The sequence below is a fragment of the Desulforadius tongensis genome, assembly GCF_016907915.1.
GTDB classification, from domain to species: Bacteria; Bacillota; Desulfotomaculia; order Desulfotomaculales; family Desulfohalotomaculaceae; genus Desulforadius; species Desulforadius tongensis.
In genome coordinates this window covers 62,041-75,325 of the sequence record NZ_JAFBCW010000012.1, presented here as the reverse complement: position 1 = coordinate 75,325, position 13,285 = coordinate 62,041, and the positions used below count along the sequence as shown (strand labels likewise).

Sequence of the window (13,285 nt, the reverse complement as noted above, 5' to 3'; positions counted from 1 at the left end):
AAAGAATCATTAATGAAAATTTAAAAAATGAGGGATGTTGGCAAATAACTACATTTTTTACTGCCATTTCATGCAATTTCTACTTGCCAAATACACTTCTTTAAAAGTTGCACAAAAAATAGCAAGTTTTTATGGAATATCGTTAGATGAAATTTTTTTAAAAACAAATGTTGCAACAGACAACAAGACTTCTGCTTAAGATTTACTTTATATTGATATTGTACCATCTGATGTTAGAAAAAAATGGCATAAGCTGTCGGGAAAATTATGATAAAGGGAAGGGAAAGGGTAAGGATAGCTAATTCAGGGGGAGAATTACAAGCTATCTAAGAATTTTATCATAACAGGTACTGAAAATTCTGCAAAAAGCTGTCGCAAGCTAATAAAAAATCTGGGCGTTGAAGAAGCTAGAAACTAAGGGAGTGATAGCGTGACCTTAACTAGAGATATAAAAATTAAAAGAATTTTTAGTTCTAAAAAGTTTCGAGTAGTAGGCAATGACAAACTATTATTACAGCTAATTAAACATTCTATAAAGCAATTTAAAAAACAAGAGACATTTATCGCTGAAGCTAAAGAAGAGGAGCTGCACGAGTTTCGCACTTTATTAGGATTTTCTGATTAACTTATTACTAATTAATCCCTAACTGGCTTTAGCTTTAAAATCCATAGTAATACTAGATAAGCTTTTGAATTATTGAAGTGCCATAAGGCCTTAAATAATGTTTTGAACTCAAATAACTTAAAAGTATTTGCAGGTATTTGATAACCTATAATACCTAAGCCTTGTTCCATAAAAATTTTTAAGTACCTTAAATCTATATTAACAGTGTTATTAATAGTTCCGGCCACTGCTAATATCGGCTCAAAAGCAGGGCTCATTTTAGATAACTCAAAGGTATCTGTAGAATGTATTAGCATACCGTTTGAATTTAAGTGATTATGAATTTGCTCAAATAATTTTTTGTGGATTTGTTCAGACAGATTTCCAAGTGCTATTGCAAGATCACCTAATAGTAAAGATTGAAAACCATAGTTGGGTAATATAGGTAATAAAAGTTGCGTAGAAAAATTACAGTTAATTACTAAATCAAAATCATAAGAGATATCACTAAGATTTGGATTGGGCTTAAGTTTTTCAATTAATGATACTTTTTCATGAATGTTATCGGTTGAATTTATCTCGTTTAAAATATTTACATCTTTTTCTAAGCCAGTTAAATCGCAGATTATTTTATTGAATTTATCTGTATTATTTACTTTTGACAAAAGCCTATTAAGCGCATTCTCATCAATATCAACTATTTCAATATAGTCAAATGTGTTTTCAATATAGTTTAATGGCAAATCGTTACCATTACCAGCTCCTAACAATAATAATTTATTTGTTTTGATATTATACCTTTGTATTACTTCTTTTATTATAAACTCGTTTTGATTCCTAAAATGTAACCATTCATTAAACTTATTTTTTGACATTTTGTTTAATGATTGTTGGATATCTAAGAGATTTGATATACGGGCATTCTGCAAAATTAATCACCTTCTTTTAATTAGATCTTTGTTAACGGCTCATAATATATAAATTCTACCATAGTGAGAAATTGGCTAAGGTAAAAAGCTGTGTAGTCAATTAATCAATCATCAGCCCAAGTATCAAGTACATCATTTAATACTTTCAGCTTTTGAGGAGGTAATTTTTTAACTTTATCAATCACCTGCCGAACTTCCGGTGGCAGAGGTTTTGCTTCTTGTGTATCGGCAAAAAATTCGGATAAGGTGATGCCCAGGGCGTTACAGATTTTGTATAGGTTTTCTATAGAACATTTTTTAGTTCCATTTTCAATGCCAGATATAAAACTTTGTGATACACCAAGTGTTATGGCTAGTTGTTTTGCGCTAATGTTTCGTTGTTTTCTTAGTTCTTTGATGCGAACACCAATATCAATCATGTTATCACCCTTTATTAACCTTCAGGTTAATAATAACATATAAAAACAAAAATTTTTAACCAAAAAATTAACTTTTGGGTTAATTAAAATATTGATATAATTAACCTATAGGTTTATAATATAGTTAAGGGGGTGAACCAAGTGCTAAATAAGATTGTTAATCAACTTAGGATAGAACGCCATGCACAAAAAGTAACACTGGATGAGCTAGCTGCTAAAAGCGGAATTAGTGCAAAGCATATATGTAATATAGAAAATTTCAAATCTAAGCCGACAATAGAAACTCTTCAGAAGTTAGCAAATGCGCTTGGTGTAAAAATAAATATCCAAATTATTGGTGGTTCGGATTTATTAGAAGAAGAATCTCCAAAAAAGGCCATTTAGTTTCTACCCATGTTAGTTAATTTATTATACCATTCATCATTGGGAAAAAATGGCGCAAGTTGTTGGAGAAGAAACGGGGGGAGTGAAGTATAGTGTCTGAAGTAGTTAAGATAAAAATAAAACCTATTTATGAGCCGCACGAAATTAACGAAGCCAAAGAAGCTCTTAAGTGGGCCATGAAAAATGATCCGGATATTGCTGCTAGGTGGTCAAGAGCTTATAAAATCATGGGGCAAGCTCTTGCTAGGACAGCGTTTGAAAGAGCAGCTAAAAACAAAATTAGGATGCGAGCCGAGCCGGTGGATACTTCGAGGTTACCGGACGAGGTACCTGTTTAGATGTGTACTTGCTCGATACTAATTTTGGCTATTTAGTGGCGGTACCTAACTTCAACAGGTGTGGTTATGTACCAGGTGGCTGCAGTTCTTACGATGTTCAGGAATACATCGGGATTGAGAATCAGGTGGATGCTGCAACTTTGGCTACTGCAATCAAGTACCTGGTATCCGAAGGTCTGGCGTGTAATTACCCCTCATCTGGCCTTAAATAGGGCGGGAGGGAAAGCGACTGCTACCAGGTTTAGGTCTGAATAGGGGGCATAAGCTAAATGGACACGCTATCTCAAGAGGTAAGGAAAAAAGCAAGGGCTGCTGCCCCGGCTCAAGTCCAGATTACGGTCGGCACACCAAAAGGTGACGAACCGCTCCGGATTAGAAGTCGGGCCGAGTACTTCGAGGGACTAAAACAGGAGCGCAGGCTTCTGCAGAGACAAAAAAAACAGCTTGAAAAAGATGTCTTTTTTGAGCTGCTACAAGAAGGCGGCGGCGATGACTTAATGGATGAATGCCAGTCAATAAACACATTAATTTTTAACCTGAATAATCATATTAACTATTTGGAAAACAACAGTGAATATGATGTACTTAGGTTGAAATCACTAAAATCAAATCCTTCCAATTACTCTAAGCTTGAATATTATTTCGCTAAAGGTGGTAATAAAAAATGAGATGGGTAGTGCTAAAAGTCATCACGGGCAAAGAATATCAGGTTGCAAGGAATCTTATAAAATCAATATCGAGAATAAACAGCCAGGCGGTTAAGCATATTGAAGAAATTTTTGCGCCCGTTAAAAAAGTAGCTGTTTTCAGCGCAACAAAAGTACGCATTGAATCAGTTGTGCCCGGGTATATCTTTGTCAAGTGCAACCTGACCGATGAACTTTGGCACTACTTGCGCTATGCCACCGGTGTTTTCGGTTTGTTGGACGGCAGAGGCAGTATAACCGATGAGCAGGTAGATCATATCAAAGCCCAGTGCGAATCCGAAGCGGAACTGGATGTAAAAGATCGCAAAATCATTGAGGCGATAATTGCCAGGTATAAAGAAGCAATGGAAATAATCCGGGGCCGTAAATCGGTTATTCGCTTACCTTTGAAACTTGTTCGCGCATTAATGTGTAAAATCCAAAACCTTACATCCCCAAATATCAAAAGAATAAGCGGCAACGGCCTGATTAAGATGCTGCTTGAATCAATGCAGTTAGTTGTTTAGTTTTATAGAAAGTTATCGTGCATATCGTTGGGACTGAAGTCTGTTTTAAAAACTATAAATGGGCGATGTAAGGTTTGTGAATTCAAAAATTGGCAAGTTGGTTTGTTATTAGATGATTAGAGTATTATATTGGCTCGCAAAATATTCTTTTCCAGTTGATTCTCAACAGGGCTGGAGAAGGAGAGCCGGACAAAAAAATACAGCCACCTGGGGGGTGGCTAAGCTGTGCCCATGAGCAGGCACTGCCCGCTGTCTTCAACGTACCGAAGAACCTGACGGTTCTGGTAGTTGTTTCCGCTGATTGAAACATGGTGGTGTATATATGACACTATGCGATGCATGTGCCAGGGCAATTCCCCAACTGTGTCCGTGGACGGCTAGAACACTGGGAGCGCAGGACGATACACCCTGACAGAAGGGGGCAGGGAGAGGCAAGAAGTCTTGTGGTTGAATAAAAAAGCAGCAGAAGATGTACTCGGTTTGAGATTATTTTAGGAGGATATGTGGAGGGATGTACAAATAGTCTCTTAACTTTTAATTACGTACAAGAAGTCTTATACGACAAAAACACCGTATAAATGACGTATAAGTTTGTAAAAATGGCCGCATAAGCGGTCTTTTTTATGTCGTATAAGCAAATGGAGTTGATGTTAAAACATGCAATTGTTCGATAACTATAAAAATTATCTTATTGGCCGCAGTTATTCAGAACGTACAGTTTATATTTATTTGAAAGCTTTATATCGATTTAAACAATGGATTGAAAGAAGGTATACCATTTTTGATCCAGCTGCCATTACATCTCTCGACATTGCCGATTACCGACGTTATTTACAAAATCAGGGGAAAAAACCTGCAACAGTTAACCTGGCAATTGATGTTATTAAGGCTTTCTTTTCCTGGGCTAACTCTAACGGATGTGTTAAAGTAAACCCAGCTGCTGAAGTTAAAAGAGTTTCGGAGCAAAGAAAAGCGCCAGAGTGGTTAAATAAAAAAGAGATAGGGTCTTTAATGAGAGCGGTACAAAAATATGGTACACTCAGGGATTATACTCTTATTACTCTTTTGTTTCATACGGGGTTAAGAATTAATGAAGCCTGCTCCCTGAAAAAAGAAGATTTGGTTATACGAGAGCGTTCCGGGTATGTTTGTGTGCGACATGGGAAAGGTGACAAGTACCGTGAAGTGCCACTAAATATAACCGCAAGAAAGGTACTGGAAACTTATATGGCAGCTGAATTTAATGATTGTTGGTTGTTTCCTGGTCGTAAGGGGCCTATATCAACTAGAACTGCTGAAAGGATAATAAAAAAGTATGCCCAACTTTCTGGTGTGGAAGTTACCCCACACACCTTACGCCATACATTTGGGAAATTGCTGGTTGATGCTGGTGAGAGTTTAGATCGTGTGGCCGTACTTATGGGGCATTCAAATTTGAATACTACTGCTAGATATACCAAGCCATCTTTACATGATTTAGAAAGCTCAGTAGAAAAGATTACATGGGATTAATGTATTTTGGCTAAATAGCTTGTTAGTTATTTATAATAGGTAGTAAAATTAAGTAACGGGGATAAGTAGAAAGGGGTCAAAAATTACTATGCTACCATATTCAGAAATATGGGAGAACATAGTCAATATACAAGATTATCAATTACCTTGCAACATGCGAAAAACAAAAGAAAAGGTTGATTTAAAATTAGATGATTTTTTAGAACTTAAAAATGAGTTTATAATATCTACAATTGAATATGCTCAAAATATTGATAAGATTATGGAAGCTCATAGTCAATACATAGATTTTACGTTTAGGTATAAAGAGGACGATTCAATTAAACGAAACTGGAATAAAGATAATATTACAAAGCCTTTATTTAAAATACTAAACGACATAATAGGTTTGAGGTTTGTTCTGCCAGTAAGTAGGGAAGAATTAAAAGAAACGGTTGAAGACTTTATTTCATCATGCCCTAATGGTAAGGAAAAATGTCGATTCACAGATTTAGAGAGGGACGGTTATCATGGGCAGCATTTATACATAAAATTTAACAATAATGTTTTCCCTATAGAAGTTCAGTTTTGGACAAGGACTGATGCTTTACTTAATCAGTATCTGCGTGATAATATATATGCAAGAATTGATAATGAAGACATTATAACTTATGCGAGAAGCTTACGACAGTGGCTAGAAGATATTCCTCAAATGCCGGAAAGTTGTGGCATAAAATCATATATAGATTACTTATATGAAAAAGCATTTCAATGTAACAAGGGGGAAGTTTTAAAAAATGTCTAAGTTGTATATATATTCTCGTTCAAAACATGTAGAAGATACAGAAATTCTTGAAATATCGACTCCTAAAGAGGTTAGAGAAGTGTTTAAAATTATCAAAACAAGAGTTCCAAAAGCCAGTATAGGTGTTTACGGAGCAAAAGACTTTGCCACTCTTCAAAGGACTCATAGGAACCAGAATAGATTTAGTCTCTATAAAACTGTTGACGAATTTATAGACAGATTGGTAAGAGTAAGAAAATAATATTTTATGAGTTAACCGAGAAAACCCGTGTAGGCTTAGCCAGCCATAACATGGGTTTTTTATTTTTTAATTATCCAGCCGGGAAGTTTCTGCCCTTTGCAAGCTCAGGACGGGGACTTCCCGGCGGGAAAGTTAAAGGAGGGGAATTATGAGGGTTTTAAAGTGGCCTGGTGCTAAATGGAATATTGCAGATATAATAGTAGACTTAATGCCTAAACACAATATCTACTTAGAACCTTTTTTTGGTTCTGGTGCAATATTCTTTACAAAGCCTCCATGCAATACTGAGGTTCTTAATGACTTGGATGGAGAGGTGACTAATCTTTTTAAAGTGATTAGGGATTACCCTGAAGAACTTGCTAAAAAAATATATTTTACACCATACAGTCGAGATGAATATAAAGAATGTCATGATATACCGGGATCGGGAAACGAAATAGAAAGAGCTAGAAGATTTTTAGTAAGGGCCAATATGGCTATAGCAGGCATGCAATACTATAGTTCCGGCTGGCGGCATGCAGGACCGGTGCTTGGAAGCCAATGCAAACAAAAAGTTACTGGGGATTGGAATAAGCTACCTGAGAAAATATTGCAAGCTGCTGAAAGATTAAAAGATGCTGAAATTGAAAATACAGATGCAATAGGTTTGATAGAGAAATATAATCATAAAGATTGTTTAATATACGTTGACCCACCTTATCTATTGAGCACTAGAAAACAGAGATATTACAATGTTGAAATGATCGATGAAGATGAACATGCAAAACTTATTAAGGTATTAAAAAAGCATTCAGGACTCGTGTTACTAAGTGGATATGATTCGGAGTTATACAACGACTTATTAACCGAATGGAGTAGAAAAGAGATCGAAACATCAGCAGAACAAGGAAAAAAAGAAAAGAAGTTATATGGGCAAATTATGATTTACCCGAACAGCTTTCACTGTTTGATTACTGCGTGTGAACTACCTCGGGCCTTGTGCTCGAGGTAGTTCACTTTTTAAGAACATTTTTCTGGAGGTGATTATCACGCGTTGTCTTTATTCCACTAGAACGGCCGAAGAAACTAGCTTCCCGGCTGGATAGTTAAATGAGATTTACTAAGGAGGTGGTTTATGCCTGTAATAATTACCGGCGCCATGTTTACCATAGTTTTATTTATTCCCGCTGTGTGTTTGCGCTGTAGTGTTAGTACAGTTTTAGCCACTTTATTGCCGCTAATAGCTGGAATCGTTCTTTATTACCGTGACAAATAAAGATCGGGAGTTGATAGTTATGTACCGGCTTTCAATCATGCTGGTGCTTTCCATGTTTGCAGTACTGTGCTTTGCAGCACAAGGGTATTGTGAAGAAACGGGAGCAACAGAAGAAGTATTAGTACCAGCTATAGATACCGGTATACCCACGGTTACACCAGAACAGGCCACCGGTAAATTTAAACGAATCGTGATGAGTATTTACGGTTCGGCAGTAGAAGTATCACCTCTTTTAACGCTATTTATTTTCATTGTTGGGGGAACTATAGGAGTTATTATAAAAGATGCAAGGAAACCCGTTTTCTGGGCGATAGTGGGTATGATGCTGGTATTATGGGGCCCGCAGTTAGTTGGTTTATTTCTTTATTACCGCGGATTGTAAGGGGGGGTTGAATTTTGAATTTTAAACACCAAAAACCGGTACTTGCGTTTCTCATATTATGCTTTTTGTTAATATCAGAACCTTCTTTTGCGGTTGATAACCCAGACATCGGGACAGGTTTAAATCAGATAGATGCCAAGACCCTGGCCGATAAAATACTAAAAATAGCCCTTGGCGCAAGCGCTCTGAGCGGTGTTATAGCTACAATCGTACTCATATTTCTGGGGTTTAGACTTAAAACCGGAAACGAAAGGGTTCGCTCAGAAGTTAAAGAGCACATAATGTACGTGTTTATCGGCATGGGTATAGTAGGGTTTGCAGTTGTTCTTGTAGGTTTTGCAGCGTATTTGATTAAAGGAGTTTAAGAAAATGAGAGAGTATATAGTACCTTTTTCAACCCGTGAAGAAACCCCATTTATTTTCGGAATCACAATCAGAGAAATGTTCTGGATAGGCGGGGGCTTTTTTATTGGGCTGTTTTTCGCAGCTGCTGCATTTTTTGTTATTGGGACAAAATTACAGAACATTATATTTTGCCTGCCGGTAATAATTCCTTTCATAGCTGTCGCGCTATACCTGGCCAGAAAACAAGTGGTAGAAGATGACCACACCGAAACACTGGACAGGCATTTAATTAAAATGCTGAAGTACAGGTTAAGGTGCCATAAATACCTGAACTTCAGGCAGGGGGAATAATCATGCTAATGGCAATAGCGGTAGTCGTCTTTATTTTTTTTGTCATGGCAGCAGCGCTGGTGATGCTGTTAATACTTAACCGTACGGATTCCAGTGGAAGTAGAAAGAAAATAAAACAAACAGCAAAAGAAACCAAAGAAAAACCGTCAAAACGTACTTACAGACATATAAGCGACCTTATAAATATTCGAGAAATTAACTCCGGAATAATATATGCCAACGGAAAGTACCTGGGGCTGGCAAGAATAGAAGGAACAAACTTCTCTATAATACTCTTCGGTGGTGAGCAAGACGATGGTGAGCAAGATGCAGGGGAAAAAGTGTTAATCAGCATACAAAACCAAATAAATTATCCTATACAATACATAACAAGTATGATAGTAACAGATACTGAAGCAGTGGCCGGGGAAATAAGAACCAAGGCTTCAGCGACAGAACAGCAGCAGCTGGCAAACTACATGAACCTTTACGCTTCGGCATTGGAAGAAATGAAAACCAGCAGGCGGGCTATGGCCCAGGTTTCATGGCTGGTTATTAGTGATGATGGGGAAAAAGGCAATCCTATTGAACAAATCAGAGAAAAAATGGCCTTGCTGCAGGAAGCCTTTCGCGCCCGTGCCGGCGTAATATTAACCCCGCTGCTCACAAATGAAGAAGTAATAGACGCCCTGCAGCAAATAATGCTGCCGGAAAGGTTATCACGACCTTCTGAAATGGCGGCACTCGGCGGCCTTTCAGCAGTAAAATTCAATATCAGAGAAATTCAAAATATACCTTTACCCGGGCAATAGCCCGGTTTTTTATCTTATAGGGGGTGATTTGCGATTAAGATCAAATTCTTCAACAAAAAAACCAAACCCAAAAAAGAGATACATAATATTTCGACACCCGGTTTACTGCAGCTATTTACACCGGAGAGGGTTCAGGAATACGAAGACTATTTGAAAATAGACGACATTTACTGCCGGGTACTGGTGGTGGATGTGCTTCCGGAACTGATCTGTTTCGGGTGGTTTAACAATATTACAAGCCTGGGCGGTGTGACAGTATCGGTTATTCTGCATCCGTATACCAAAAAAGAAGCAAGCGACCGGGTAGCCAGGTGGCTAACAATTTTGGGATCTGACCTTCAGCTGGCCCAAAAACACGGTGAAACCACGAAAATAGGTACATTAGAAACTAAATATGCTTTTTACTACAACCTGCTTACCGATATAAATTTAAGAAGAAATAATATCGTTGCAGCCACAGTGACAATTATGATAACAGCTCCTGGTTACCGAGAACTAATACACAAATGTAATCATGTAAAGGATATGCTGGGTGCTACCAGGGCGGTAACCATGTACTACCGTCAGCTGGAAGGTTTTATTCACACACTGCCTTTTATAAGTAATTTAGATGAATGTCACGATGTAACCGCAGCCAACGCCACCTGTCTTTCTCCCCTGATTTCTACCGATTTTACCCATCCATCAGGGATATATTTCGGTATAAATGAAACTGGTAGCCCGGTATTTCTGGACTTATTTATCGGCAGTCCCAGGTTATACGGCCCGCACATGTTTATTACCGGTTCTACCAGGTCAGGAAAAAGCTACACCGTAAAAGGTGTAACAGCCAGATCCTTGGCCCACGGAATATCGGTAGTTATCATTGACCCTGAAGGGGAGTACAGGAAACTAATAGAAGCCATGGGAGGTATACTAATAAAATTCAAGTCTAACATGGAGTGCATGTTTAATATTTTTGACGTAGAACCGGAGGAAGATGAGGAAACAGGCAGGCAGTACATCGACATTGCCGGTAAAGCTGAAGATATTTGCCACTTAATATCCTCTATACTCGAGGCTCAAACCGGGGAAAAAATCAGTGCAGAGGAGAGGGCACAAGCTGCCAGGGCAGTCAGGGACGAATACCTGGCTCGGGAGATAACCGAAGATCCGGAAAGCATATACCTGCCGGAAGGCAGAGTAACTGAGGATGGTACGTATACGTATATAGGAAAATCATATAAAGAAATGCCCACCATATCCAGCTATGTGAAACGCCTAGAGGATATGGGTGCCAAACGCCTGGCCAACATTTTATACCCATTTTGTAAAGGCGGCGGCATGGGCTATTTTGACGGCCAGAGTATCGGCAAATTCTATGACAACCAGCTGGTTGTCTTTGATGTTTCGGCCCTTAAAACAGAATTCCAGCGCATGTATGCCATGTATGTTATGCTGTCCTGGGTATGGGAAAAATTTGTCAAGAAGTCAAAGAAACGCAAGAGAGTGGTGGTAGATGAAGCTTGGCTTTTAATGCGGCACAAGGACACAGCCAAATTTCTTTCGGACTTGGCTCGCCGGGGTGCGAAATACAACACATCCCTAATGGTAGCATCCCAGAGTTTCCGAGAATTTACCACCGAAGAAGGAAAGGTTCTGATGGCCCAGTGCGACACCAAGTTCTTCCTTAAAATGCAGCATACCGATGCGCAGGAATTGGGAGAAATATTTAACCTGCCAGATGGAGTAGTCAGCAGAATAGGAACATTCCAACCGGGGCAGGGAATACTGAAAGCTGGTATGGAAAGCGCAGTAGTAACCTTTAAAGGTTTTCCTTTTGAAGAACACTTCCTGCGCTCAGACCCTGAAGCTGTGCTGGCGAGGTGAGCGTATATGCACCCGTCAATGTTTACGGAAGAGCAATGGCAGGTTATGATGTTCTGGTATGCGGTACTTACTTCCGTTGGTGGAGGTTTTCTACTCCTGTTAATTGTCAGATCCGGCTACAGTTACATGCGGTCGGCGATGAACCCCGGCATCAGGGCATCGTTTATAGAAGATGTTCAGAGGTCGGTGCTGGCGATGGGGTTGGTGGCTCTGGCTCCGGTTTTTATTACCATCCTGTCAGGAATCAACGATGGGTTTGTATGGATTTGTGGCAAATTACTCAACTCCTTTGCCACAAGCCCGGAACTGGAACAACCGGTTATGAGCCAGGCGGCGGGGATGTTTGAACAAATCATTGCTGCCCCGTTTAATGCAATTATTATTATGTTCAATGAACTTTTCGGTTTAAAAAGTTTAGATCAACTCATATTTAACGGCCAGACAAACATATTCGGCAGCTCCCTGCTATCCAGTATTCAGACAGGAAACCTCTTTGCCGATGCACTTTTAAACCTCTCTATGGTGGCGTTTGATGTTTATTTTAATGCGGTTTATACCATTCGCAAATGGGTTGTTACTGCAAATATAGTAGTAACTCCGATTATTGCTTGGATATGGATGCTTACAGCCGAACGTCAGGTGCTTGAAATATGGGTGGCGGAGATAATTCAGACCATATTCCTTCAATCCGCCCACGCCATGTCTCTGGGAATATTTCTTAGTATTGCCACCGGCGTGGGTAAGGTGGCTGGTAAAGTGGACACGGCGTGGTTTTCCAGCGGTTTGGTGCAGATCGGAGTATTCTTTGCTGCTTTTGCCAGCAGTATTTGCGTGGCGGTTCTGGTTGTCCTGGGAATCAGAATCATCATAGCCAGAAAACAGGAAGAAAGGGCGAAAGCAAAAGAAGGATTGATTAAGGCATTTATCGGTCTTTTCATACTCGGTCTGTGTGTTGTGATAGCCTCATTCCTGGCGGTACTGCTGTCCGGCAGCTGGGGGGTTAAGTAATGGCAAAAATAACAGTTTGGGAAACTTTTTTCATGCTGCTAACCGTTATTCCGGTCAGCAAAATGCTCAGTTCCATATTCATGAAGCTGGTAGCTAGAGTCGGTACGGTGGATGAAGATAAGTGGGCCATGATTGGACTGGGAGCCATCGGAGCAACCTTTGGACTTATGAAAAAGAGAGGAATGGTCAGTTTACCTACCGGGAGTTCTGGTTCGGGAAACATAGTTTCAAAGATGCCCAATTCTCCAGGCTCTAATCCAGGCAATCCAGGCGGCCCTAATCCGGGTATTGGAAATATAAATGCCAATTCACCAAATACAGCCAGCGATACAGCCGGCGGGACAACCAAACAATACATGAATACAGCAAATAATGGTACCGTTGCGGGCCGGGATATGTCGTCAATATCCCAAAAAGGGCAGCGCAAACTGGACGACATAATCAACATATCAGGCCAGGCCGGTAACAAAGCTGCCGGCACAATGGCCAAAGTGGGAGCAGCATCTTCATTTGCAGTACCGGAGGTGGCGCCGATGATGGCCGGAATATACGCGGCAGCCGGCAAGTCAGCAACCGGTTTTGCATCAACATCATATAATTTAGTTCAGGAAATAAAAACCAGAAAAAAGAACGGACAGACATTCTGGCAGGCCATGCAGGACATCAGCGGTACTAATAACAGGGTTGCAGCCACCACGCGGGTAGCCTCGGCACTGGCCCTGTCACCCCTGGGAAGCAGGGCAGCCAGCCTGGGTTCGCGAGCAACCGGTGCCGTAGCCAATTGGACAAATTCAAAAACGAAAAACTAGAACAACTCCGGCCAGTAAAACGGCCGGAGTTGTTATTTTATATAGGGGGTG

18 protein-coding genes are annotated in these 13,285 nt (G+C 39.7%); 16 read left to right on the top strand and 2 right to left on the bottom strand.

Features of this window, described 5'->3' with window-relative positions; genetic code table 11:
* Positions 1-430: 430 nt before the first annotated feature.
* Complete coding sequence (locus tag JOC37_RS06675) at positions 431-625, top strand: hypothetical protein (RefSeq protein ID WP_204617342.1); 195 nt, start codon at positions 431-433, stop codon at positions 623-625.
* 11 nt (positions 626-636) lie between these two features.
* On the opposite strand, the gene JOC37_RS06670 is transcribed toward JOC37_RS06675, so the two are convergent.
* Together JOC37_RS06670 and JOC37_RS06665 are read right to left on the bottom strand one after the other, a co-directional pair.
* Positions 637-1,533: a hypothetical protein gene (locus JOC37_RS06670; RefSeq protein WP_204617340.1), complete on the bottom strand. Its 897-nt coding sequence runs from the start codon at positions 1,531-1,533 to the stop codon at positions 637-639.
* A 104-nt stretch (positions 1,534-1,637) separates the two neighbouring features.
* The gene (locus tag JOC37_RS06665; protein ID WP_207754937.1) at positions 1,638-1,952 is read right to left on the bottom strand and encodes a helix-turn-helix domain-containing protein; all 315 of its coding nucleotides are present in this window, start codon (positions 1,950-1,952) and stop codon (positions 1,638-1,640) included.
* A 141-nt stretch (positions 1,953-2,093) separates the two neighbouring features.
* Here JOC37_RS06665 and JOC37_RS06660 point away from each other — a divergent pair, with 141 nt between their 5' ends.
* The 15 genes from JOC37_RS06660 (at position 2,094) to JOC37_RS06590 (ending at position 13,234) form a co-directional block, all read left to right on the top strand.
* A complete protein-coding gene (locus tag JOC37_RS06660) occupies positions 2,094-2,336 on the top strand; it encodes a helix-turn-helix domain-containing protein (RefSeq protein ID WP_204617338.1) in 243 nt (80 codons plus the stop codon).
* Positions 2,337-2,428: 92 nt separating this feature from the next.
* Positions 2,429-2,674: a hypothetical protein gene (locus tag JOC37_RS06655; RefSeq protein WP_204617336.1), complete on the top strand. Its 246-nt coding sequence runs from the start codon at positions 2,429-2,431 to the stop codon at positions 2,672-2,674.
* 269 nt (positions 2,675-2,943) lie between these two features.
* Entirely contained in the window at positions 2,944-3,342 is a 399-nt protein-coding gene (locus JOC37_RS06650) for a hypothetical protein (protein WP_204617335.1), read from the top strand.
* Entirely contained in the window at positions 3,339-3,887 is a 549-nt protein-coding gene (locus tag JOC37_RS06645; RefSeq protein WP_204617333.1) for a transcription termination/antitermination NusG family protein, read from the top strand. Before JOC37_RS06650 ends, JOC37_RS06645 begins: the two co-directional genes overlap by 4 nt.
* A 657-nt stretch (positions 3,888-4,544) precedes the next feature.
* Positions 4,545-5,399: a tyrosine-type recombinase/integrase gene (locus JOC37_RS06640; protein WP_204617331.1), complete on the top strand. Its 855-nt coding sequence runs from the start codon at positions 4,545-4,547 to the stop codon at positions 5,397-5,399.
* An 88-nt stretch (positions 5,400-5,487) separates the two neighbouring features.
* Entirely contained in the window at positions 5,488-6,183 is a 696-nt protein-coding gene (locus JOC37_RS06635) for a nucleotidyltransferase family protein (RefSeq protein WP_204617329.1), read from the top strand.
* Positions 6,176-6,424, top strand: coding sequence for a hypothetical protein (locus tag JOC37_RS06630; protein WP_204617328.1), 249 nt, complete (start codon positions 6,176-6,178; stop codon positions 6,422-6,424). Before JOC37_RS06635 ends, JOC37_RS06630 begins: the two co-directional genes overlap by 8 nt.
* Before the next feature lie 148 nt (positions 6,425-6,572).
* Positions 6,573-7,415 (top strand): DNA adenine methylase, encoded by an 843-nt coding sequence (locus JOC37_RS06625; RefSeq protein WP_238480797.1) that lies wholly within the window; start codon positions 6,573-6,575, stop codon positions 7,413-7,415.
* Positions 7,416-7,698: 283 nt separating this feature from the next.
* The gene (locus JOC37_RS06620) at positions 7,699-8,061 is read left to right on the top strand and encodes a hypothetical protein (RefSeq protein WP_204617326.1); all 363 of its coding nucleotides are present in this window, start codon (positions 7,699-7,701) and stop codon (positions 8,059-8,061) included.
* Positions 8,062-8,075: 14 nt separating this feature from the next.
* Positions 8,076-8,426: a TrbC/VirB2 family protein gene (locus JOC37_RS06615; RefSeq protein ID WP_204617324.1), complete on the top strand. Its 351-nt coding sequence runs from the start codon at positions 8,076-8,078 to the stop codon at positions 8,424-8,426.
* Between the two features lie 4 nt (positions 8,427-8,430).
* Entirely contained in the window at positions 8,431-8,757 is a 327-nt protein-coding gene (locus JOC37_RS06610; RefSeq protein ID WP_204617322.1) for a PrgI family mobile element protein, read from the top strand.
* Between the two features lie 2 nt (positions 8,758-8,759).
* Positions 8,760-9,548, top strand: coding sequence for a hypothetical protein (locus JOC37_RS06605; protein WP_204617320.1), 789 nt, complete (start codon positions 8,760-8,762; stop codon positions 9,546-9,548).
* Between the two features lie 150 nt (positions 9,549-9,698).
* The gene (locus JOC37_RS06600) at positions 9,699-11,417 is read left to right on the top strand and encodes a VirB4 family type IV secretion system protein (protein WP_238480796.1); all 1,719 of its coding nucleotides are present in this window, start codon (positions 9,699-9,701) and stop codon (positions 11,415-11,417) included.
* A 6-nt stretch (positions 11,418-11,423) separates the two neighbouring features.
* Entirely contained in the window at positions 11,424-12,425 is a 1,002-nt protein-coding gene (locus tag JOC37_RS06595; protein WP_204617319.1) for a pilin, read from the top strand.
* Positions 12,425-13,234, top strand: coding sequence for a hypothetical protein (locus JOC37_RS06590; protein WP_204617317.1), 810 nt, complete (start codon positions 12,425-12,427; stop codon positions 13,232-13,234). The genes JOC37_RS06595 and JOC37_RS06590 overlap by 1 nt, the downstream gene beginning before the upstream one ends.
* Positions 13,235-13,285: the final 51 nt, after the last annotated feature.

Excerpts from the sequence above, each read along its gene's own strand:
- JOC37_RS06645 (WP_204617333.1), top strand. The coding sequence starts at position 3,339 with ATGAGATGGGTAGTGCTAAAAGTCATCACGGGCAAAGAATATCAGGTT.
- JOC37_RS06590 (WP_204617317.1), top strand. The coding sequence starts at position 12,425 with ATGGCAAAAATAACAGTTTGGGAAACTTTTTTCATGCTGCTAACCGTT.
- JOC37_RS06665 (WP_207754937.1), bottom strand. The coding sequence starts at position 1,952 with ATGATTGATATTGGTGTTCGCATCAAAGAACTAAGAAAACAACGAAAC.
- JOC37_RS06635 (WP_204617329.1), top strand. The coding sequence starts at position 5,488 with ATGCTACCATATTCAGAAATATGGGAGAACATAGTCAATATACAAGAT.
- JOC37_RS06595 (WP_204617319.1), top strand. The coding sequence starts at position 11,424 with ATGCACCCGTCAATGTTTACGGAAGAGCAATGGCAGGTTATGATGTTC.
- JOC37_RS06650 (WP_204617335.1), top strand. The coding sequence starts at position 2,944 with ATGGACACGCTATCTCAAGAGGTAAGGAAAAAAGCAAGGGCTGCTGCC.
- JOC37_RS06620 (WP_204617326.1), top strand. The coding sequence starts at position 7,699 with ATGTACCGGCTTTCAATCATGCTGGTGCTTTCCATGTTTGCAGTACTG.
- JOC37_RS06640 (WP_204617331.1), top strand. The coding sequence starts at position 4,545 with ATGCAATTGTTCGATAACTATAAAAATTATCTTATTGGCCGCAGTTAT.
- JOC37_RS06610 (WP_204617322.1), top strand. The coding sequence starts at position 8,431 with ATGAGAGAGTATATAGTACCTTTTTCAACCCGTGAAGAAACCCCATTT.
- JOC37_RS06605 (WP_204617320.1), top strand. The coding sequence starts at position 8,760 with ATGCTAATGGCAATAGCGGTAGTCGTCTTTATTTTTTTTGTCATGGCA.
- JOC37_RS06625 (WP_238480797.1), top strand. The coding sequence starts at position 6,573 with ATGAGGGTTTTAAAGTGGCCTGGTGCTAAATGGAATATTGCAGATATA.
- JOC37_RS06630 (WP_204617328.1), top strand. The coding sequence starts at position 6,176 with ATGTCTAAGTTGTATATATATTCTCGTTCAAAACATGTAGAAGATACA.